Here is a 19,676-nt window from a genome sequence, read left to right on the forward strand (position 1 = left end):
CACTCCTGCCATGGAAGACCAGGTCCTCGCAGGAACAGCGCCGAGCAGCCAGGGCCAAGACGGTCGCGGCGCCGTTGCCGTGCCCGCAAGGGGCGTGCCTCTGGGGCCCATCGCGCTCGTCATGCTGGCGGCGAGCTTGCCCATCCTGGCGTCGGGCGGCGCCTTCTTCGTCGACGGACCGAACCATCTTTTCCGCGTGACTCTGTGGGAGATGCTGCTGGCCGACGACGCGGCGGCGCAATTCTTTCAGGTCGGCGAGAGGCTTTATCCGAATCTCGCCATCGACGTGTTCACCAGCGCTCTCGGCAAGATCGTGTCGCCGTCCGTCGCGCTGACAGTATTCATCTGCACGGCGGTGTGCGCCTATATCGCGGCCGCCGTCTGGTGCCGGCAGGCGCGGGGAGAGCGAACGGACCTTCCCATTCTCCTCCTCATCCTTCTCGCCGTCTATTCCGAGCCCCTGTATTGGGGGCTGTTCAACTACATCCTCGGGCTCGGCGTCATGTTCGTCGCGCTGCACAGGGCGGTCGAGCAGCACAAGACCCCCTCGGCCGGCTTCGTCGTCAGCCAGGCCCTGATCCTGGGCGCGATGTGCCTGATCAGCATCTTCCCGGTGATGCTCTATGTATGCTTCTGCGGCGGCATCCTCATGGTTGCGGCATTCGACGACTGGCGGGCACGGCGCTTCGCCGAGAGCGCCAGGCTGCTCAGGTTGCACTGGCTGTCTGCGCTCGTGGTGGGCGTGCTTCTGCTGGTCATGGAGCCGGGGCAGTCGGGCCCGACGGAATGGCACCTGATCACCAAGGTCACAGGCATCTTCTCGGTCGGCAAGACGACGAACCTGTCGCTCGAATACGGCTTGTCGGCTCTTGTCCTCGGGGTCGTCGGCTGGCTGGCCTGGCGGCGTGGCCTGACTGCCGGCCGCCATGAGCTGGCCGGGCTGCTCGCAGGCTGCCTGCTGTTCATCGTCATGCCGAAAGACCTGATGAGCGTCGGGGCTGCGGATCGCCGCCTCGTCCCGGCTCTCGTGACGCTGGCAGTGATTTACCTGCGCGGCCCCTCGCCGCAGTCGGTCAGGCTGGATCGGGCGGTGTCTGCGCTGCTCATCGCGATCGCGGCCCTGAAGGCCGGGCTGCTGATCTATCTCTGGTCTCCGCTCCGGCAGATCGACGCGACCTACGAAGCGATCGCAAAGCAGATCCCTGCGAATGCGATCGTGCTGCTCGTTCCGGAGGTCGGAGAGGTGCGTCCCGGCGCGGTCGAGCGTGCCTGGCGTTTTGCGAGACTGGTCAGGGCGTTTCAGCCGGTGCCGGCAACCGAAGCGCATGTCTTCGTCGAGCATCCGCATCTGCTGCTGCGGCATCTGGCCGGCCGGAACGTGCTGCCGACGCAGGTCTTCCTGAACTTCTGGGCAAAGCGGGCACACGACCTCCCGCAACTGCCCGACCCCGCGACCTCCGAGACATTGGCGGAGGTCGCGGCGGAGCTCGCATGGCTGCCCCGGGACGTCACTGTCTTCGTGGTTTCGCATGTCGAGCTCGACAATGTGCTCGTGCCCGATCTGGCGGTGCGGAAGATCACCGAAGTCGCTGATGTGAGACTCTACTTGGCGACTCGGATCGGCGATCTCCTGAAATGGTCCGCTGAATAGATGGAGATGTCTCCGGCGCCGGCTCGATCTGCCTGTATCGACAGATCGCAAGGTCGCGGCTGTCTTGGTCCGCCACCGCGCAGGATCAGTTAGGTCCCAGTCGCGCGACGAAACCGAACTCAGCCCTTCCGCACCAGCAGCACGGCCGCCAGAATGGCGACGCCGCCGAAGGTCTGGGCCGGCGAGGGCTGCTCGGCGAAGATCGCCCAGGCGGCGAGCACCGATACCAGCGCCGGCCACACCATCACCAGCGAGGCGGCGTTCGCCCCGTAATGGCCGAGCGCCAGCGTGATCAGGCCCTGGCCCATCGCATGCGAGACCAGGCCGAGCGCGGCGACTGCGAGCCAGCCGGTCAGGCTCTGCGGCAGGATGGTCTCGCCGAGGCCAAGCGCAGCGGCGATGCAGAACACGGCACAGATGGCGCTCGAGATCAGACCGATGCGACCCGAAGCTGCGCGGTTGCGGGCGCGGCGGACGGCAAGGATATAGGCGGCATAGGAGAAGGCGGCGCCGATGGCGAGGCCGTCGCCGAACAGGCCGGCACCTGAGAGCGGCGTTGCGCTGCCCGAGAGCTTCGGCAGCACCAGCAGGCCGGCGCCGCCGATGGCGAGCAGCAGGGCGCCGAGGATGCGCCGGGTCGGCTTTTCGCGGAATAGCAGCCAGCCACCCAGGATGACGCCGACCGGCGAGAGATTGCCGAGCAGCGAGGCGTTGGCGATCGAGGTGAAGCCGAGCGAGGCGTTGTAGAGCACGACGTCGACGCCGAAGGCGAGGCCGGCGAGCGCGATCGGCAGCATGGCGCCGGGCTTCACTCCGGCAGCGCTGTCGCGGCGGTTCTCCAGCGACATCCAGGCGGCGAGCACCGGCAGTGCAAAGGCCATGCGCCAGAAGCCGGCGGCGGCTGGGCCGACATCGGCGAAGCGCACGAAGATGCCGGAGAAACCGATGCAGGTCGCGCCGAGCAGCAGCAGGAGGAACATGCCGAGCGCCGGCGCGGCGGGACGATCAGGCACGGCAAGGATCGGGGCGGACATGGGGTAGGCTTTCAGAGATGAATGTCACTGCCCTCATCCTGAGGAGCCGCGCAGCGGCGTCTCGAAGGATGCTCCAGGAGGCTCGGGAACCATCTGGAGCATCCTTCGAGACGCGATCTGCGATCGCTCCTCAGGATGAGGGCTGTTCTACTGCCCCAAATGTAGGGTGCTTCCCGCAATCGGAAAAACGGATTAACCTGATTCATCTATTGCTGTTTCCGATGAATTGGTGATGTCGACCCATCTCGATCTCGATGCCCTCGCCATGCTCGTCGCGGTCGCCGACACCGGCGGTTTCACGGCGGCCGGGGCGAGGCTTGGGCGCACGCAATCGGCGGTTTCCGGCCGTATCCAGGATCTCGAGGCTGTGCTCGGCAGGCAATTGCTGGAGCGCTCGCGGCGCGGCGTCACGCCGACCGAGGCAGGCGAGCGCCTGCTTGCCCAGGCGCGCCGCCTGCTCGCGATCGAACGCGAGGCGAGGGCCGAGCTCGACGGCGACAAGGCGGTTGGCCGGCTGCGGATCGGCCTGCCGGACGATTATGTCGACGCCTATTTGAGACCGCTGATCGTGCGCTTCGCCGAAGAGCATCCACGCGTCGAGATCGAGGTTCACTGCGAATTGTCGAAGCGGATCGAGCCGGCAGTGGCGGCGGGCGAGCTCGACCTTGCGGTGATCACCCAGGATCCCGGCCGGCCGAAGGGCGAGCGCCTGAGGCGCGAGCCGTTGGTCTGGGTCGCGGCGCGCGGTCATCGGCCGGAGCTCAGCGAGGTCCTGCCGCTCGGCCTGTTCAACGAGGGCTGCCGGGCGCGTCCGCGCATCCTGAACGCGCTGCAGGCGGCCGAGCGGCCGCATCGGCTGGTGTTCTCGTCGTCGCATATGGCAGGGCTGCTTTCAGCGGTCGAGGCGGGCCTCTGCGTCACCGCGATCACCGAGAGCGCGGCGCCTGCTTCCCTGCGTCGGCTGGAGCCGTCCGAGAATCTGCCTGTTCTGTTCGAGCTCTCGGTCGCACTGGTGATCGCACCGCAGGCCGGCATAGCCGCGCGTCATTTCGCGCAGGCGCTGCGTGAGGCGATGGCGGCGCCACGGCTGGCGGCGTGAGACGCCTTACTCCGCCGCCTGCGGCTTCAACACCCCGCGGCGGATCTGATCCTCCTCGATCGACTCGAACAGAGCGCGGAAATTGCCCTCGCCGAAGCCGTCATCGCCCTTGCGCTGGATGAACTCGAAGAAGATCGGGCCGACCACGGTGGCCGAAAAGATCTGCAGCAGCACCTTGCTCATCCGGCCTTCCTTGGAGCCGAGCGCGACCGCGCCCTCGCCGTCGATCAGGATGCCGTTGGCCTTGAGCCGGGCGACCGGTTCGCCATGGTTCGGCACGCGGCCGTCGACCTTCTCGTAATAGGTCTCGGGCGGCGACGGCATGAAGGGCAGGCCGTTCTGGCGGAGCTGCTCGACGCTTGAGTAGATGTCGCGCGAGCCGAGCGCGACATGCTGGATGCCCTCACCCTTGTACTGGCGCAGGTACTCCTCGATCTGGCTCTTGTCGTCGAGGGATTCGTTGATCGGGATGCGGATCTTGCCGCAGGGCGAGGTCAGCGCCCGCGAGATCAGGCCGGTGAGCTTGCCCTCGATATTGAAGAAACGAATCTCGCGGAAATTGAAGAGCTCGCCATACCAGTCGGCCCAATGGTCCATGCGGCCGCGCATGACGTTGTGGGTGAGGTGGTCGAGATAATACATCCCGGCCTGCTCGGGATGCGGGTCGCTCTCGCAGAGCCATTCGAAGTCGACATCGTAGATCGAGCCCTTCTCGCCATAACGATCGACGAAATAGAGCAGCGAGCCGCCGATGCCCTTCACCGCCGGGATCTGCAACTCGCCCGGGCCGACCTTGCTCTCATAGGGCTCGGCGCCGAGCGACACCGCGCGCTCGAAGGCATGCTTGGCGTCGACGACGCGGAAGGCCATGGCGCAGGCGCAGGGGCCGTGCTCGGCGGCGAAGCCCTGAGCGAAGGACTCCGGCTCGGCATTGACGATGAAGTTGACGTCGCCCTGGCGATAGAGCGTGACGTCCTTGGAACGGTGCTTCGCGACCTTGGTGAAGCCCATGGTTTCGAACAGCGCGCCGAGTTTCTCCGGCTCGGGATGGGCGTATTCGACGAATTCGAAGCCGTCAGTGCCCATCGGGTTGGCGGCGGAAATGGCCGGCGGCTCGGCGTCGTGCGGGAACGGTCCCATATGCGTCCTCCTCGAAATCTGCGTTGGTCGATCCTCGCGCATTCGGACGGCGAAAGGTTTGCAAAATTCGACGCTCCAGGATTGAGTTTGCACGGATCGTGTACGGAAGCGCAGGAAGGCTCACGAAATGCCGCAGCTCGATGCTTTCGACTGGCGCCTGCTCGAAGCGCTCCAGCAGGACGCCTCGCTGACCAATGGTGCGCTCGCCGAGCGGGTCGGCCTCTCCGCCAGCCAGGTCTCGCGGCGGCGCCAGGCGCTGGAGGGCGCGGGCGTGATTCGCGGCTATCGCGCCTTGATCGATCCGGAGGCGATCGGGCTTTCCGTGACCGTATTCATCCATGTCGCGCTCAACACCCATTCGCGCGACAATGCCCGGCGCTTCCGCGACCTCGTGAAGCTGACGCCCGCGGTGCTGGAGGCGCATGCGCTGACCGGCGAGGCCGACTACATGCTGAAAGTGGCGGTCGGCGATCTCAAGGAACTCGCGCGCCTCGTCAACGAGGTACTTTTGCCGCATGAGAGCGTCGCGCGCGTGCGTTCGGAGATCGCACTGGAGACGCTGAAGGAGCCGGGACTTTTGCCGCTGGCGATGGCGTGAGATTGCCTCTTCCGCCGATGCTGCAGCGCGCTATAACTCGGATATGGTCGTTCTCAATCGCATCTACACCCGCACCGGCGACGACGGCACCACGGCGCTCGCCACCGGCGCGCGCCGGCCGAAATTTGACCTGCGCGTCTCCGCCTATGGCACGGTCGACGAGACCAATTCCTGCATCGGCATGGCGCGGCTGCACTGCGCCGGGGAGGATCCCGAGCTCGACGCGATGCTCGGCCGCATCCAGAACGATCTCTTCGACCTCGGGGCGGAGCTTGCCTCGCCCGACACCGGCGAGAAGCTGGCATGGGAGCCGCTGCGGATCGTGCAGGCGCAGGTCGACCGCTTGGAAGCGGAGATCGACCAGCTCAACCGACCGCTCGGAACGTTGCGTTCCTTCGTGTTGCCGGGTGGCACGCCGGGCGCCGCCCACCTGCATCTTGCCCGCACTGTCAGCCGCAGGGCCGAGCGGCTGATGGTCGAATTGTCGCAGGAGGAGGGCGAGAGCGTCGCGCAGCCGGCGCTGAAGTTCATCAACCGGCTGTCGGACTTCCTCTTCGTCGCCTCGCGCCACCTCAATGCCAGGGCGGGGGGCGACGTGCTCTGGACGCCCGGCCAAAACCGCTAGAGCAGGATGCGAAAAAGTGGGAACCGGTTTTTCGCAGAGATCCTGCTCTAAACTCTCGGAATCGATCACTTCTTACGATCTTGGATCGAGACGATCCAAGATCATCGTGATCTAGCCGATGTTCGTACCGCTGCATGACGGCGTGCCGATGCGCTTCATCCGCGTCGCCTATGTCACCTATTTCCTGATCGCGCTCTGCATCGTGCTGCGGCTCATGCTGATGCACTGGACCAGCGAGGCGAGCGAGGTCGCCGTGCTGGCCGGCTTCGGCACGATCCCGGCAGTGCTGTTCGGCGAGGCGCAATTGCCGCAGGAACTGCTCAAAGCGCCACCCTGGCTGACGCTGATGACCGGCATCATGCTGCATGCCAGCTTCGCCCATCTGATCGGCAACATGCTGTTCCTCTGGGTCTTCGGCGACAATGTCGAGGATGCGATGGGGCATCTGCGCTTCCTTGTCTTCTTCCTGCTCTGCGGCGTCGCCGGGGCTCTGCTGCATGCGCTGATGAACCCCGAATCGGAGCAGCCGCTGATCGGCGCCTCCGGCGCGATCTCGGGCGTGATCGCCTCCTATCTGATGCTCTACCCGCGCGTGCGCGTTTGGGGCCTCGCCTTCAAATGGATTCCCCTGCACATCCCGGCGATGTACGCGCTCGGCGCCTGGATCCTGTTCCAGCTGCTCTCGGCGCTGTTCGACGAGCAGGGCGCCGTCGGCTGGTGGGCGCATCTCGGCGGGCTCGGCGCCGGCGCAGCGCTGACGCCGCTCCTGATCCGGCGCGAGCTGCCCTTGTTCGGCCGCGGCATGCGGGGGCTGCCGTGACTTTCATGGCGTTGACAAGCGCAAATTCCCGTCGCTACGGTCCGTCCGCATTTCAGCCGGGTGCCGCGATGCTGGCCGTCGCTTGGCCGGCGGATCGGCATCAGATCGCATCTCTCCACAACCGGTGACGCCCTTATGAAGATACTTGTGCCCGTGAAGCGAGTGGTCGACTACAACGTGAAGATCCGCGTGAAGGGCGACGGTTCCGGGGTCGAACTGGCCAATGTGAAGATGTCGATGAATCCCTTCGACGAGATCGCGGTCGAAGAGGCGCTGCGGCTCAAGGAAGCCGGCAAGGCCACGGAAGTGATCGTGGTCTCGGTCGGGCCGGCGCAGGCCGCCGAGACGATCCGCACTGGCCTCGCCATGGGTGCCGATCGCGGCATCCTTGTGAAGACCGACGCCGCCACCGAGCCGCTGGCGGTAGCCAAGCTGCTGAAGAAGGTCGTCGAGCAGGAGACGCCCGAACTCGTCATCCTCGGCAAGCAGGCGATCGATGACGATTGCAACCAGACCGGCCAGATGCTGGCGGCGCTGCTCGGCTGGCCGCAAGGCACGTTTGCTTCCAAGGTCGTTCTGGATGGCGGTTCTGCCGACGTCACCCGCGAGGTCGATGGCGGCCTGCAGACCGTGCAGCTCAAGCTGCCGGCGATCGTCACCACCGATCTTCGCCTCAACGAGCCGCGCTATGCCTCGCTGCCCAACATCATGAAGGCGAAGAAGAAGCCGCTCGACGAGACCACGCCCGAGACCCTCGGCGTCGATGTCGCCCCGCGCCTCAAGGTGCTGAAGACGGCTGAGCCGGCCGGGCGCTCCGCCGGCGTCAAGGTGGCCAACGCCGCCGAACTCGTCTCCAAGCTCAAGACCGCCGGGGTGATCTGATGACCACGCTGCTGCTCGCCAAGCACGACAACAAGAGCCTCAACGAGGCCACCCGCAAGGCCCTGAGCGCCGCCAAGGATCTTGGCGCGCCCGTGCATGTCCTGGTTGCCGGCCTTGACGCCAAGGCTGTCGCCGAAGCCGCTGCCAGGCTCGACGGCGTCGAGAAGGTGCTGCTCGCCGACGACGCATCCTACGAGCATCGCCTCGCCGAGCCGCTGGCGGCGCTGATCGTCTCGCTCGCGCCTGCTTACGACGCGCTGGTCGCGCCCGGCACCACCACCGGCAAGAACGTCATGCCGCGCGTTGCCGCGCTGCTCGACGTGATGCAGATATCGGAAGTGACGAAGGTCGTCTCGGCCGACACCTTCGAGCGGCCGATCTATGCCGGCAACGCCATCCAGACGGTGCAGTCATCGGATGCCAAGAAGGTGATCACCGTCCGCGGCGCCTCCTTTGCCGCGACCGGCGATGGCTCCGCCAGCGCGCCGATCGAGAGCATCTCGGCTGCCGAGAATCCCGGCACCTCGTCGTTCAAGGGCGAGGAGGTCGCCAAGTCCGACCGGCCGGAGCTGGCCTCGGCCAAGATCATCGTCTCGGGCGGGCGAGCGCTCGCCTCCGCCGAGAACTTCGCCAAGGTGATCGAGCCGGTGGCGGATCGCCTGGGCGCGGCGATGGGCGCTTCGCGCGCGGCGGTCGATGCCGGCTACGCGCCGAACGACTGGCAGGTCGGCCAGACCGGCAAGGTCGTCGCCCCCGAGCTCTATGTCGCGGTCGGCATCTCCGGTGCGATCCAGCATCTCGCCGGCATGAAGGACTCGAAGGTCATCGTCGCCATCAACAAGGACGAGGAGGCGCCGATCTTCCAGATCGCCGATTACGGCCTCGTCGGCGACCTCTTCACCATCCTGCCCGAGCTCGACAAAGAGCTCGAAAAAGCCGGCAAGTAATCGGTAGACTAAGTCGCGTCGCGGGCGGCGATCAGGCCGTCCGCGCCAGCTCCCTCGGGGAACAGAAGCGTCACATGGACCACCAGATCAAGACCGTCGGCATCATCGGGGCCGGGCAGATGGGCAACGGCATCGCCCATGTCGCTTCGGTCGCGGGCTTCGACATCAGGCTGCACGACGTTGCCGAAGACCGCATCAACGCGGCGCTGGCGACGATCGATGGCAACATGGCCCGGCAGGTCGCCAAGGGTGCCATCGCCGACGAGGATCGCCGCACCGCGATGCGCCGGATCGTCGCGGCGCCGAAGCTGGAGGATCTGGGCCCGTGCGACCTCGTGATCGAGGCTGCGACCGAGAGCGAGGAGGTGAAGCGCAAGATTTTCACCGCCGTCTGCGCCCATCTGCGCCCTGACGCGATCCTGGCCTCGAACACCTCGTCGATCTCGATCACGCGGCTAGCCGCGGCGACCGATCGCCCCGAGCATTTCATCGGCATCCATTTCATGAACCCGGTGCCGCTGATGCAGCTCGTCGAGCTGATCCGCGGCATCGCCACGGACGACGGCACCTTCGAACGCGCCAAGGGCTTCGTCGCGGCGCTGCACAAGACGGCGTCGGTCTCCGAGGATTTCCCGGCCTTCATCGTCAACCGCATCCTGCTGCCCATGATCAACGAGGCCGTCTACACGCTCTATGAGGGCGTCGGCTCGGTCGAAGCGATCGACACGGCGATGAAGCTCGGCGCGAATCACCCGATGGGGCCGCTCCAGCTTGCCGACTTCATCGGCCTCGACACCTGTCTGTCGGTGATGCAGGTGCTGCATGACGGCCTCGCCGATTCGAAGTACCGGCCATGCCCGCTGCTGGTGAAGTACGTCGAGGCCGGCTGGCTCGGTCGCAAGACCAAGCGCGGCTTCTACGACTATCGCGGCGAAAAGCCGATTCCGACGCGCTGAAGACTATGCCGTCATGCTCGGCCTTGAGCCGAGCATCTCGAAAACCAGATTCCGCATGCGATTCCCGGGTCTGCGCTGAGTTTCTCCTCGGGTCGACCGAAGGTCGGACCCGTGGGCTCCGCCTGGGAATGACGCGTGCGTCTGCGCATTCGCGCCGCAACATCGTCGCTTCACATTCCTGTCGCATCGCGCTTACATTGATGCGGCAGGATTCGTGCGAGCCCTAGAAGCGGAGGCGCGATACGGGTGACGGCGCATGTGATGCATCCGATGGCCTCGCCGGACGGTTGTCCGGCGCTGGTGCTCAACGCCGATTTCCGGCCGTTGAGCTACTATCCGCTCTCGTTGTGGAGCTGGCAGGACGCGATCAAGGCGGTCTTCATGGACCGGGTCAACATCGTCTCCGAATACGACACGGTGGTGCACAGCCCGAGCTTCAATATGAAGCTGCCCTCGGTCGTCTCGCTCAAGACCTATATCAAGCCCTCGCGCACCCCGGCCTTCACCCGCTTCAACGTCTTCCTGCGTGACCGCTTCGCCTGCCAGTATTGCGGCACGCGCGACGAGCTGACCTTCGACCATGTCGTGCCGCGCTCGAAGGGCGGGCTCACCACCTGGGAGAACGTCGTCGCGGCCTGCTCGCCCTGCAATCTGATGAAGGGCGACAAGATGCCGACCGCGGTCGGCATGATCCCGATGCAGAAGCCGTTCGCGCCGTCGATCAACGACCTGCACCGCAACGGCAAGCTGTTCCCGCCGAACTATCTGCACGACAGCTGGCTGGATTATCTCTACTGGGATTCCGAGCTGGAGCCGTGAGCTCCGGCACCATTATCGCGAGCGCGAGCGCGGATCCGAGGCATCGCGCAGCGCATCGCCGAGCAGGTTGAGCGCCAGCACCGTGACGAGGATGGCAAGGCTCGGGAAGACCGCCAGCCACCAGGCGTCGAGGATGTTCTCGAAGCCCTCGCGAATCATCGCGCCCCAGGTCGGCGCCGGCGGCGGCACGCCGAGCCCGATGAAGCTGAGCGAGGCCTCGGTGCGGATCGCCGAGGCCAGCCAGAGCGAGCTCATAACCACCACGTCCGAGATCATGTTCGGCAGGATGTGCCGCGTCATGATCCGCAACGGGCCGCAGCCATAGGAGCGGCTCGCCTCGACGAAATCGCGCTGACGCAATGTGATCGTCGGGGCGCGGGCGACGCGGGCGAAGGGCGCGACCTCGGTCACCGCGATGGCGATGATCAGGTTCTCCAGGCTGGCACCGAGCATGGCCGCGATCATCAGGCCGAGCAGCAGCGTCGGGAAGGCGAGCAGTACGTCGAGCACGCCCATGACGAGCTGGTCGAAGACGCCGCCGATATAGCCGGCGAGCACGCCGATCGCGGTGCCGACCAGCATGGCGATCAGGATCGCGACGAAGCCGACGAAGAGCGAGATGCGCGCGCCATAGATCAGGCGCGAGAGCACGTCGCGACCATAGGAATCGGTGCCGAGCCAGAATTCGGCCGAAGGCGGCTCCAGCCTTGCCACGATGTTCTGCTCGAGCGGATCGTGCGGGGCGAGCCAGGGTGCGAACAGCGCGATGCAGACGATCAGCGCCAGCAGCACGAGCCCGATCCAGGCGAGCCGGTTCTGCGTGAAGGCGAGCCAGAGCCCGCCGGGCTGGATCGCGACGGGGGTGTCGGCGGCGCTCATGAGTATTTCACCCTGGGATCGACGAGGCCGTAGGCGAGATCGGTCAGCGTGTTCACGACGATCACGCAGATCGCGAAAATGATCATCAGCCCCTGCAGCAGGGTGTAGTCGCGGGCGTTGAGCGCGCCGATGATCAGCTTGCCGAGGCCGGGCCGGTTGAAGATGATCTCGGTCAGCACCGAGTTGCCGATCAGCGTGCCGAAATAGAGCCCGACCACGGTGATGATCGGGATCAGCCCGTTGCGCAGGGCATGGGTAACGACGAGCTGGGCCGGGCCGACGCCCTTGGCGCGAGCGGTGCGGATATAGTCCTCGGTCAGCACGCCGAGCATGGCGGCGCGGGTCACGCGCATCACATAGGCGGTCATGATGATGCCGAGATTGAGCGCCGGCAGGGCCAGCGCCCGCATACGCTCGGTGAGGCTGCCGGAGCCGCTGGTGTTCCCGAGCACCGGGAACCAGTTCAGCTGGATCGCGAAGACGATCAGCATCAGGATGCCGGAGACGAAGGCCGGGAAGGACAGGCCGACCAGAGAGACGACTCGCGAGACATAGTCGACCCAGCCATTGCGGCTCAGCGCGGCGGCGACGCCGAGCGGCAGGCCGAAAAGAAGTCCGATCGTGATGGCGGCGACGGTGAGCTCGATCGTCGAGGGCAGGACCAGCAGCACCTCGCGGATGACGCTGCGCCCGCTCGACAGCGACTGTCCGAAATCGCCGGTGAGGATCTTGCCGAGGAAGGCGAGGTACTGGACGTGGACCGGCTGGTCGAGGCCGAGCTTTTCGCGCAGCGCTGCGAGCGAGGCGGCGCTGGCCTGGTCGCCGAGGATGACCGAGGCGGCATCGCCCGGCACCAGCCGGACCAGCACGAAGATCGCGGTCAGCATCACGAACAGCGTGGGGATGGCGAGCAGGATGCGCCTGACCAGATAGCCGATCATGCCACCGCCCTTTCCTGCATCAGCCGTCCGGGCGCGAAAGCGGCGATCTCGCGGCGCGTCCGGCCCTCGGTGACGAGCTCGGCGAGGATCGCGCCGACCACCGGGACGAGCTGGAAGCCATGGCCGGAGAAGCCGAAGGCATGGACGAGGCCGGGCGCGTTCGGCGAGAGGCCGATGACCGGGATGTGGTCACGCGTCTCTGCCTCGATGCCGGTCCAGCAGCGGGCGATCCGAACGCCCAGCACGGCCGGGAAGAGATCGCTGGCGGCGCGCGCGCCCCGGGCGAGCTGGCGGAAGTCGACGCTGCTGCGCTCCTGATCGAGATCGGCCGAGCCCTGCAGTCCGCCGCCGATCACCAGCGTGCCCTGGCCGGCTTGCTTGAAGGAAAGCGCCCGGCCGACGACGCTGACGACGGGATCGAGCAGAGGCGCGAGCCGCTCGGTGACGATCATCATCGAGGCGCGCACGCCGAGCGGGATCACATCGCCGAACAGAGCGGCGAGCCGGCCGGCCCAGGCGCCGGCGGCGTTGACGATCTGCGGGGCGCGAAAGCGCCTGCTGCCGCAGACGATGAGCCAGTCGCCGCCTAACCGGTCGACGGCCTCGACGCCGCAGCCCTCGGCGATGACGACGCCTTCGGCCTCGCAGGATCGGCGGAAGGCGGCGATGGTCCGGTGCGGGTCGGCGGCGCCGTCGCGCCGCGCCACCAGCGCCCCGACGCAATGCGGGCTCAGGGCCGGCACCAGGCGACGCAATTCGGCGGCGTCGATGATCTCTTCATGGCTGTAGCCGAGAGCGCTGGTGCGCGCCTGCCGCTCGATCAGGGCCGGCATGTGCTCAGGCATCTCGGCGACACGCAATTGGCCATGGGCATGGAAGCCGCAAGTGTCGCCGACGATCGTCTCGATCCGGTGCCACATCGCCATGGCTTCAAGCGAGATCGGGATCTCGGCAATGTCGCGGCCGAGGGTGCGAACGCCCGCCGCCGTGGCGCCGGAGGCATGGCGGCCGGTCCAGCGCCGCTCGACCAGCGCGACCTTGCGGCCGGCGCGAGCCAGGTGCAGCGCGGCGGAGAGGCCATGCAGGCCGCCGCCGACCACGATGACGTCGTATGCGGCGTCGATCATGCCGCCGGTTCCTGTTCGTCGAGGCTGGCAAGCTCGCCGAGCGTCACCGGCTTCAGCGGCGGCCGGATCCGGTAGAAGCCGACCTCCTCGACAGGGCGGTTCTGCGCGGCGGCGACGATATGGGCCATGGAATAGCCGCATTGCCGGCCCTGGCAGGGGCCCATGCCGGCGCGGGTGAAGGCCTTGAGCTGGTTGGGGCCGGGCCGGCCCTCGACCGCGCGGGCTCGGAGCTCGCCGGCGGTGACCTCCTCGCAGCGGCAAATCAGCGTCTCGTCGGGCGGAGCATAAAGCTGCGGGCGTGGCGCATAAAGCGCATCGAGGAAGGGGCGCAAAGCGAGCGCGCTGGAGAGGGCGCTTCGCTCGGGAGTAGCGGCGGTTTCGGCGGTGGCCTCGTCGAGCCGACCGAGTTTCGCCGCGATCCGCAGCGCCGCGAGTCGACCGCGCGGTTCGGCCGCCTCGGCGCCGCCGATGCCGGCACCGTCTCCGGCGACGAAGATATTGGCCTGCGAACTCTCGCCCCAGGCATCGAGCACCGGGACATAGCACTGCTGGCCGGCATGCCAGCGCACGGCGCAGCCGAGCGCCAGCGGCGCATGGATGTTCGGCACCACGCCCTCATGGACCAACAGCACCTCGGCGGGGACCTCGGTCTCGCGGCCGTCTTCCGTGCGATAGCGCAGGCGCTGGAGACGGCCCTCTCCCTCGGCGCGCAGCTCGGTGACATGGCGGATGATCGGAACGCCGGCCCAGCGCAGCGCCAACGACCAGGACAGGCCTTTCAGGAGATCGCCGAGGCGGGCGAGCCCCTGCGGCAGGTGGCGCAGCGCTGGACCGACACGTCCACGCGGGGTGGTGTCGAGGAAGCCGGCGATGCGGCCGCCCGCTGCCAGAAGCTGGGTCATGTAGAGTAGAGGCAGCGGTCCGCAGCCGGCGATCCAGACCGGATTTTCAGGCACGGAATCGGCGGTCTTCAGCAGGATCTGCGCGGCGCCGACGGTGAGCACGCCCGGCAGGGTCCAGCCCGGAAAGGGCACAGGCCGCTCCTGCGCGCCGGTGGCGAGGATGATCGCCTGCGCCGTCATGATGCGCGCCTTGCCACCACGCGTGACGAAGGCGCGGAAGCCGGGCTCGATCTGCCAGAGCTGGCTCTCGGGTTCGTAGAAGGCGCCGCAGGCGCGGAAGGCCGCGGCGCGCTCGGTGCCGGACAGGTAGCTCAGCCCGAGCCGCTTGGCGCGCGACGTCGCGGCGACGGTCTCGATTCCCCGCCAGATCTGGCCGCCGGGCGTCGGCTGATCGTCGACGACACGGACGGAGAGCCCGTGGCGGCGGGCGGTGACGGCGGCGGCCATGCCGGCCGGGCCGGCGCCGACGATCAGGAGATCGGTGTGCTCGCTCATGCCGACAGGCTCCGGCGGCCCTGCTGGCGAGCGATGCGCATGCCGTCCGCGACCGGCGTCAGGCAGCTCTGGACCGAGCCCTGGCCGTCGATCTCGACCAGGCATTCGAAGCAGACGCCCATCATGCAATAGGGCGCGCGCGGGCTCTGCGAGACCGGCGTGGTCCGACTCCAGCCTTCCTTCTGGCGCAGCAGCACCGCGGCGACGCTTTCGCCGAGCTCGGCCGCGACGGGGCGTCCGTCGATGAAGATGGTGACCGCCTGCGGCCCCGGATCATGCAGCTTGCGGAACATCGAACCGACTCTGGTGGAAGGGAGAAAAGCGCTCGGGCAGGCTGCCCGCGGCGATCGCCGAGGCGAGCTCCTCGGCATGGAGGGCGGCGAGCGTCACGCCGGAATGGCAGAGCGCCACGAAGGCGCCGGGATGGCTCTGCGACTGCGCATAGATCGGGTAGCTGTCGGGCGTCATGATGCGCAGCCCGGCCCATTGCCTGACGAGGCCGACCTTCGCCAAGGCGGGAACGATCTGCACGGTCTTGCGGCTGAGCCGCGCCGCCGCCTCGCCGGTGGTGGAGACGTCGAAGCCGGGATCGTCCTTGGTCGCGCCGATCATCACCGTGCCCTCGCCGGTCTGGCGCAGGCCGCTGGCGGGCAGAGGCAGGAAGGGAGCGAGCCGTTCGGTGACCAGCACCTGGCCGCGCTCCGGTCGTAAGGGAACGTCGAGACCGACCTGGCGCGCCAGCTCGGGCGAGCCGAGCCCGGCGGCGACGACGATCCGCGGTGCCGTGAGCATCTCGCCGTCGAGAGTAAGCTTGAAATCGGTGCCGACACGCTCGATCCGTTGCACCCGCGCGCGATGGCGTAGCGCGCCGCCATGATGGACGACGCCGGCATGCAGCGCCGCCAGAAGCCGCAGGGGGTTGGCGTGCCCGTCGCGCCGGCCGAAGCTGGCGCCGGCGACGTCCGGACCGAGCGTCACCTTGGGCAGCAGCTTTTCCAGTGCCGGGCGATCCAGCATCTCCCAATCCGGCTCGTCGTCGCCGCGCTGGTTATGGAGGCGCAGCAGATCGACGCGGCGCTTCTCATAGCCTTCTTCGCCGAGGCAGAAGGCAAGGCCGCCATTTTGCTCATAGGCGAGGTCGATCGCCGTTTCTGTCTCCAATTCTCCGGTGAAGCCGCGCCAGAGCGCGATGCTGTCGCGGGTCAGGGCCTGGTAGGCCGGCATGCCCAGGCCCTTGCCCTGCAGCCAGACCAGCCCGAAATTCGCCCGCGCCGCGCGGAAATCGCCATCGTCGCCGTCGAGCAGCAGCACCTTCTGCTGCCTGCGGGCGAGGCCGTAGGCAATGGCGGCCCCGACCGTTCCTCCCCCGATAACGACGATGTCCGGCCGCATGAAAATCCCTTTCGCCCTTTGACGTTAGGGAGCGACATTGTATTTCGTCAAAGTCGTTTTTCTCTGCACTCTATTCCCTGGGGTTATGCCATGGTGAGGCGGCTCAATCTGCGCCAGGTCGAGGCCTTCAAGGCGGTGATCGAATACGGCACCGTCAGTCGCGCCGCGGAGATGATGAACGTCTCGCAGCCGGCGATGAGCAAGCTGATCGCCCATCTCGAAGAGGATACGGCTCTACGCCTGTTCGACCGCGTGAAAGGCAGGCTCGTCGCGACGCGGCGCGGCATGCGGCTCTACGAGGAGATCGACCGGATTTTTGCCGGCGTGCGCCAGGTCGAGAATGCGGTCGAGGCGATCCGCCGCGACGAGCAGAGCCGCCTCCTGATCGGGGTCATGCCGGCCCTCTCCGGCTCCTTCATCCAGGAGGCGACCTCGCGCTTCCTCGCCAGGCAGCCCCGCGTGTTCTGCTCGGTCCAGTCGCGCAGCTCGCAATGGATTTCCGATGCGCTGGTCACGCACAGGCTCGATGTCGGCCTGATCATCGCCCCGGTCGACAACCCCTATGTCGCCGCCGAGCCAATGATGGGCCATCCCGTTGTCTGCATCCTGCCGCTCGGCCATCCGCTGACGGCGAAGGAGGTGATCACGCCGCGCGATCTCGCCGGCGTCCCCTTCATCTCTTTCGATCCGGAAAGCCATACCCATCGCAGCATCAGCCGGGTGCTGGAAGGCCATGGCGTCGTGCCGGAGGTGGTGATGGTCGCGAATGTCTCGCCGACCCTCTGCGAGTTCGTCGCGGCCGGCGTCGGCGTCTCGCTGGTACATCCGCTGATCGTCGGCGGCCTGCGCGACAAGATCGCGATCCGCCGCTTCGAGCCGGAATTCCAGCTCGATTTCCAGCTCTGCCGCAACCGCGACAGTCGCAATGCCAGGTTGGTCGCGGCCTTCCTGGAAAGCGCGCGCGAGGCGGCGGCGGAAATCTCGCGGACGATCCTGACGCCGACTCCGGGCTGATCATGGGTAGCGGCTACGCTTCGATCTGGCTGAAGCGTCATTGCGAGCGCAGCGAAGCAATCCAGGGGACGTAGAGCATTGCCGCCCTGGATTGCTTCGTCGCTCCGCTCCTCGCAATGACGAACTCTCGCCCAAACGGCGATCGGATTTGATCGAAATTGCTGAGGCCTCAGCGCGCCTTCAGCGTGGTCTGCTCGGTGATCGGCGGGGCGAGGTTGAGCGCGCCCTTCAGCTCGTAGCCGAAGTCGAGCTTGTCGCTGCGGGCCCACACCTGGCGCAGTTCGAACAGCGGAATGGCGCAGACATCGTCCATGATCTTGCGCTGCGCCTCCTTCCACAGCGCCTTCTGCGCATCGGCATTGGGAGCGACCCGGGCTTCCTCGATCTCCTTGTCGGCGATGGCGCAGTGCGAGAAGTTCGTCGCCGCGGTCGGGGTGTTCACCGTCGCGCGCGAGTGGAAGAACTCGCTGAGATAGGTGTCGGCGATCGGGAATCGCGCCGCCCCGTAGAAGACGAGCCCGCTCAGGTCCTTGCGGCTCTGGCTCTGATAGGTCGCGTGGTCGACGACCTGCATTTCCAGCTTGATCCCGGCCTTGGCGAGCTGTGCCTGGATGATCTCCATGAACGGCTGCTGCGCCGAGATGTTGGAAACGATCGCCTTGATGGTGATGCCGTCCTTGTGGCCGGCCTCGGCCAGCAGGGCTTTGGCCCTGGCGAGATCGAAGCCATAGCGCAGCGTGCAATCCTCGCCGAGATAGCCGGGCGGCACGATCGAGCAGCCCTTGGGGCCGACATCCTTGCCGACGAAGCGCACGAGGTCGTCGACATTGACGGCGGCGGCGATGGCGCGGCGCACGCGGATGTCGTCGAGCGGCGGCTGGCTGCGGTTGATGTGCAGCAGCCGGTATTCACCGGGCTGGAAGATCTCGACATTGAAGCCGGGGCGCTTGCGGGCTGAATCGACCCAGCGCTGCTCGCGCTTGCCGTAGAACAGGTCGAGCTCGCCGGAGGTGAAGGCGAGCTCGCGCGCGCTGTCCGAGGGGATGGCGCGCATCATGATCGTGTCGATCTTGGGCTTGCCGCGGAAATAGTCGGGGTTGGCGGCGAGCTTCACATATTGCTGGGTTACCTGCTCGACGAAGGTGAAGGCGCCGGTGCCGACGGGCTTGGCGCCATAGCGGTCGCCCAGTTCCTCGCCGGCCTTGCGGCTGACGATGTTGCCGCCATGGTAGTTGGAGACGCGGCCGAGGAAATTCACGTCCGGGTATTTCAGGGTGATCCGGACGGTGAGGTCGTCGACCTTCTCAACCTTGTCGATCGCCGAGAAATCGGAGGAGAAGGTCGAGCGCTTCGGATCGCCGGCGCGCTGCAGGGAATAGACGACGTCGTCGGCATCGAGCGTACCCCAGTCGCCATGGAACTTGACGCCCTTGCGCAGGTGGAAGGTCCAGACCTTGCCATCCGGCGAGATCTCCCAGCGCTCGGCGAGGTCGGGTTCGAGATCCTTGGGATCGGCGCTGCCGGGCTTGAAGCGCACCAGGCCGTTATAGAGCCAGCCGACCAGCGCCTTGTCGTCGGTCGCGCTGGCGCGGTGGGCATCGAGCGTCGAGACATTGCTGGCGCCCGAGCTGACCCGGAGGACTGTCTCCTGCGCCAGCGGCTGACCGTGCAGGCCGGCAACCAGCATCAGGCCCGCAAGCCCGGTGGCATGCATCTTCATCGCTTTGTCCCCTCTTTGCTTGCTGGAGCGATAGTGGGGACGGCCAACCCAGTCTGTCCAAGTCGAAATCGGGGATGAGGTATTCTGCAGGGTTATGGCGAGGCGTGCGCTCGCTGCACCATCGCCAGGCCACGAAGCGGGCTGGAGTTCAGTAGCGATTGCGCTGGGTGATGTCGCGGATCGCGGTCAGGCCGGACATCGCCTGTGGCGAGCCATTGGCGCGGTAGAGCGCCTGGAAGACCTGCGCGGCATCGTCGAAGCGGCCGAGATTGAAATAGGACCAGCCGCGCATCAGCATCAGGTCGGTGCTCTCGGAGGCATAGCGCGCCCGTTCGCCGAGCGTGATCAGCGCACCGTTGAAGTCCTTGGCATCGTACTGGGCATAGAAACGTTCGGAGAGCAGCAGGCTCTGGAGCTCCTTGCGACGTGCCGGGGGCAGATTGGAGCTGGCGGCCGCGGCGCCCGCCTCCGCCGTCAGTCCCTGCTGCAGCTTCGCATAGGCCTTCCCCGCGGCGGCATCCGCGGCGATCTGGGCATTGCCGCTGCGCTGGGCGGCGTCGAAGGCTTCGGCCGCGGCGGCCGGCCGCTTCAGGTTGAGCAGGCACCAGCCGCGCTGCAGCGCCGCCGCCCCGCTG

The 19,676-nt window shown here is 66.9% G+C and carries 19 protein-coding genes and 1 pseudogene; 10 read left to right on the forward strand and 10 right to left on the reverse strand.

The window, feature by feature from the left end; translation table 11 throughout:
• Window positions 1-94: 94 nt before the first annotated feature.
• On the forward strand, window positions 95-1,651 hold the full coding sequence (locus CXY91_RS14645) for a hypothetical protein (protein ID WP_158673418.1): 1,557 nt from the start codon (window positions 95-97) through the stop codon (window positions 1,649-1,651).
• 119 nt (window positions 1,652-1,770) lie between these two features.
• Here CXY91_RS14645 and CXY91_RS14650 read toward each other — a convergent pair whose 3' ends face one another.
• Window positions 1,771-2,685 carry a DMT family transporter gene (locus tag CXY91_RS14650; protein WP_100962095.1) on the reverse strand — a complete coding sequence of 305 codons (915 nt, stop codon included), beginning with the start codon at window positions 2,683-2,685 and terminating at the stop codon, window positions 1,771-1,773.
• A gap of 232 nt (window positions 2,686-2,917) precedes the next feature.
• Here CXY91_RS14650 and CXY91_RS14655 point away from each other — a divergent pair, with 232 nt between their 5' ends.
• On the forward strand, window positions 2,918-3,784 hold the full coding sequence (locus CXY91_RS14655) for a LysR family transcriptional regulator (protein WP_100962096.1): 867 nt from the start codon (window positions 2,918-2,920) through the stop codon (window positions 3,782-3,784).
• Between the two features lie 6 nt (window positions 3,785-3,790).
• Here CXY91_RS14655 and hppD read toward each other — a convergent pair whose 3' ends face one another.
• On the reverse strand, window positions 3,791-4,924 hold the full coding sequence (hppD, locus tag CXY91_RS14660) for a 4-hydroxyphenylpyruvate dioxygenase (protein ID WP_100962097.1): 1,134 nt from the start codon (window positions 4,922-4,924) through the stop codon (window positions 3,791-3,793).
• Window positions 4,925-5,051: 127 nt separating this feature from the next.
• Here hppD and CXY91_RS14665 point away from each other — a divergent pair, with 127 nt between their 5' ends.
• The 7 genes from CXY91_RS14665 to CXY91_RS14695 all read left to right on the forward strand — a co-directional run bounded on the left by CXY91_RS14665 (window position 5,052) and on the right by CXY91_RS14695 (window position 10,571).
• A complete protein-coding gene (locus CXY91_RS14665) occupies window positions 5,052-5,522 on the forward strand; it encodes an Lrp/AsnC family transcriptional regulator (RefSeq protein WP_091832899.1) in 471 nt (156 codons plus the stop codon).
• Between the two features lie 43 nt (window positions 5,523-5,565).
• The gene (locus tag CXY91_RS14670) at window positions 5,566-6,147 is read left to right on the forward strand and encodes a cob(I)yrinic acid a,c-diamide adenosyltransferase (protein WP_100962098.1); all 582 of its coding nucleotides are present in this window, start codon (window positions 5,566-5,568) and stop codon (window positions 6,145-6,147) included.
• A 118-nt stretch (window positions 6,148-6,265) separates the two neighbouring features.
• Window positions 6,266-6,967: a rhomboid family intramembrane serine protease gene (locus CXY91_RS14675; RefSeq protein WP_100962099.1), complete on the forward strand. Its 702-nt coding sequence runs from the start codon at window positions 6,266-6,268 to the stop codon at window positions 6,965-6,967.
• A 135-nt stretch (window positions 6,968-7,102) separates the two neighbouring features.
• On the forward strand, window positions 7,103-7,849 hold the full coding sequence (locus CXY91_RS14680) for an electron transfer flavoprotein subunit beta/FixA family protein (RefSeq protein WP_100962100.1): 747 nt from the start codon (window positions 7,103-7,105) through the stop codon (window positions 7,847-7,849).
• Entirely contained in the window at window positions 7,849-8,796 is a 948-nt protein-coding gene (locus tag CXY91_RS14685) for an electron transfer flavoprotein subunit alpha/FixB family protein (protein WP_100962101.1), read from the forward strand. The genes CXY91_RS14680 and CXY91_RS14685 overlap by 1 nt, the downstream gene beginning before the upstream one ends.
• 74 nt (window positions 8,797-8,870) lie before the next feature.
• Window positions 8,871-9,752 (forward strand): 3-hydroxybutyryl-CoA dehydrogenase, encoded by an 882-nt coding sequence (locus CXY91_RS14690; protein WP_091832915.1) that lies wholly within the window; start codon window positions 8,871-8,873, stop codon window positions 9,750-9,752.
• A gap of 261 nt (window positions 9,753-10,013) precedes the next feature.
• Window positions 10,014-10,571: an HNH endonuclease gene (locus CXY91_RS14695; RefSeq protein ID WP_091834276.1), complete on the forward strand. Its 558-nt coding sequence runs from the start codon at window positions 10,014-10,016 to the stop codon at window positions 10,569-10,571.
• A 12-nt stretch (window positions 10,572-10,583) separates the two neighbouring features.
• On the opposite strand, the gene CXY91_RS14700 is transcribed toward CXY91_RS14695, so the two are convergent.
• From CXY91_RS14700 to CXY91_RS14725, 6 genes are read right to left on the reverse strand one after another with little or no spacing between them, the layout of a single operon-like run.
• Window positions 10,584-11,450 carry an ABC transporter permease gene (locus CXY91_RS14700; protein WP_100962102.1) on the reverse strand — a complete coding sequence of 289 codons (867 nt, stop codon included), beginning with the start codon at window positions 11,448-11,450 and terminating at the stop codon, window positions 10,584-10,586.
• Window positions 11,447-12,391: an ABC transporter permease gene (locus CXY91_RS14705; RefSeq protein ID WP_100962103.1), complete on the reverse strand. Its 945-nt coding sequence runs from the start codon at window positions 12,389-12,391 to the stop codon at window positions 11,447-11,449. Before CXY91_RS14705 ends, CXY91_RS14700 begins: the two co-directional genes overlap by 4 nt.
• Window positions 12,388-13,518, reverse strand: a complete 1,131-nt coding sequence (locus tag CXY91_RS14710) for an NAD(P)/FAD-dependent oxidoreductase (protein WP_100962104.1) — start codon at window positions 13,516-13,518, stop codon at window positions 12,388-12,390. Before CXY91_RS14710 ends, CXY91_RS14705 begins: the two co-directional genes overlap by 4 nt.
• Window positions 13,515-14,915, reverse strand: a complete 1,401-nt coding sequence (locus CXY91_RS14715; protein WP_100962105.1) for an FAD/NAD(P)-dependent oxidoreductase — start codon at window positions 14,913-14,915, stop codon at window positions 13,515-13,517. The genes CXY91_RS14710 and CXY91_RS14715 overlap by 4 nt, the downstream gene beginning before the upstream one ends.
• Entirely contained in the window at window positions 14,912-15,208 is a 297-nt protein-coding gene (locus CXY91_RS14720; protein WP_100962106.1) for a (2Fe-2S)-binding protein, read from the reverse strand. Before CXY91_RS14720 ends, CXY91_RS14715 begins: the two co-directional genes overlap by 4 nt.
• On the reverse strand, window positions 15,189-16,307 hold the full coding sequence (locus CXY91_RS14725) for an NAD(P)/FAD-dependent oxidoreductase (protein WP_100962107.1): 1,119 nt from the start codon (window positions 16,305-16,307) through the stop codon (window positions 15,189-15,191). The genes CXY91_RS14720 and CXY91_RS14725 overlap by 20 nt, the downstream gene beginning before the upstream one ends.
• Before the next feature lie 90 nt (window positions 16,308-16,397).
• Here CXY91_RS14725 and CXY91_RS14730 point away from each other — a divergent pair, with 90 nt between their 5' ends.
• Window positions 16,398-17,321, forward strand: a complete 924-nt coding sequence (locus CXY91_RS14730) for a LysR substrate-binding domain-containing protein (protein ID WP_100962108.1) — start codon at window positions 16,398-16,400, stop codon at window positions 17,319-17,321.
• Window positions 17,322-17,490: 169 nt separating this feature from the next.
• Here CXY91_RS14730 and CXY91_RS14735 read toward each other — a convergent pair whose 3' ends face one another.
• Together CXY91_RS14735 and CXY91_RS14740 are read right to left on the reverse strand one after the other, a co-directional pair.
• Entirely contained in the window at window positions 17,491-19,041 is a 1,551-nt protein-coding gene (locus tag CXY91_RS14735) for an ABC transporter substrate-binding protein (protein ID WP_100962109.1), read from the reverse strand.
• A gap of 148 nt (window positions 19,042-19,189) precedes the next feature.
• Window positions 19,190-19,676 (reverse strand): annotated as a pseudogene (locus CXY91_RS14740) (cellulose synthase); the annotation flags it as partial.

This window comes from Allobosea sp. FBZP-16, assembly GCF_002831785.1.
In the GTDB taxonomy this organism is placed as follows: Bacteria; Pseudomonadota; Alphaproteobacteria; order Rhizobiales; family Beijerinckiaceae; genus Allobosea; species Allobosea lupini.

What these genes read in the sequence shown, in the direction of transcription:
- CXY91_RS14670 (WP_100962098.1), top strand. Translation starts at nt 5,566, where the DNA reads ATGGTCGTTCTCAATCGCATCTACACCCGCACCGGCGACGACGGCACC.
- CXY91_RS14655 (WP_100962096.1), top strand. Translation starts at nt 2,918, where the DNA reads ATGTCGACCCATCTCGATCTCGATGCCCTCGCCATGCTCGTCGCGGTC.
- hppD (WP_100962097.1), bottom strand. Translation starts at nt 4,924, where the DNA reads ATGGGACCGTTCCCGCACGACGCCGAGCCGCCGGCCATTTCCGCCGCC.
- CXY91_RS14725 (WP_100962107.1), bottom strand. Translation starts at nt 16,307, where the DNA reads ATGCGGCCGGACATCGTCGTTATCGGGGGAGGAACGGTCGGGGCCGCC.
- CXY91_RS14710 (WP_100962104.1), bottom strand. Translation starts at nt 13,518, where the DNA reads ATGATCGACGCCGCATACGACGTCATCGTGGTCGGCGGCGGCCTGCAT.
- CXY91_RS14730 (WP_100962108.1), top strand. Translation starts at nt 16,398, where the DNA reads ATGGTGAGGCGGCTCAATCTGCGCCAGGTCGAGGCCTTCAAGGCGGTG.
- CXY91_RS14700 (WP_100962102.1), bottom strand. Translation starts at nt 11,450, where the DNA reads ATGAGCGCCGCCGACACCCCCGTCGCGATCCAGCCCGGCGGGCTCTGG.
- CXY91_RS14690 (WP_091832915.1), top strand. Translation starts at nt 8,871, where the DNA reads ATGGACCACCAGATCAAGACCGTCGGCATCATCGGGGCCGGGCAGATG.
- CXY91_RS14705 (WP_100962103.1), bottom strand. Translation starts at nt 12,391, where the DNA reads ATGATCGGCTATCTGGTCAGGCGCATCCTGCTCGCCATCCCCACGCTG.
- CXY91_RS14650 (WP_100962095.1), bottom strand. Translation starts at nt 2,685, where the DNA reads ATGTCCGCCCCGATCCTTGCCGTGCCTGATCGTCCCGCCGCGCCGGCG.
- CXY91_RS14695 (WP_091834276.1), top strand. Translation starts at nt 10,014, where the DNA reads ATGCATCCGATGGCCTCGCCGGACGGTTGTCCGGCGCTGGTGCTCAAC.
- CXY91_RS14715 (WP_100962105.1), bottom strand. Translation starts at nt 14,915, where the DNA reads ATGAGCGAGCACACCGATCTCCTGATCGTCGGCGCCGGCCCGGCCGGC.
- CXY91_RS14720 (WP_100962106.1), bottom strand. Translation starts at nt 15,208, where the DNA reads ATGTTCCGCAAGCTGCATGATCCGGGGCCGCAGGCGGTCACCATCTTC.
- CXY91_RS14685 (WP_100962101.1), top strand. Translation starts at nt 7,849, where the DNA reads ATGACCACGCTGCTGCTCGCCAAGCACGACAACAAGAGCCTCAACGAG.
- CXY91_RS14665 (WP_091832899.1), top strand. Translation starts at nt 5,052, where the DNA reads ATGCCGCAGCTCGATGCTTTCGACTGGCGCCTGCTCGAAGCGCTCCAG.
- CXY91_RS14735 (WP_100962109.1), bottom strand. Translation starts at nt 19,041, where the DNA reads ATGAAGATGCATGCCACCGGGCTTGCGGGCCTGATGCTGGTTGCCGGC.
- CXY91_RS14675 (WP_100962099.1), top strand. Translation starts at nt 6,266, where the DNA reads ATGTTCGTACCGCTGCATGACGGCGTGCCGATGCGCTTCATCCGCGTC.
- CXY91_RS14680 (WP_100962100.1), top strand. Translation starts at nt 7,103, where the DNA reads ATGAAGATACTTGTGCCCGTGAAGCGAGTGGTCGACTACAACGTGAAG.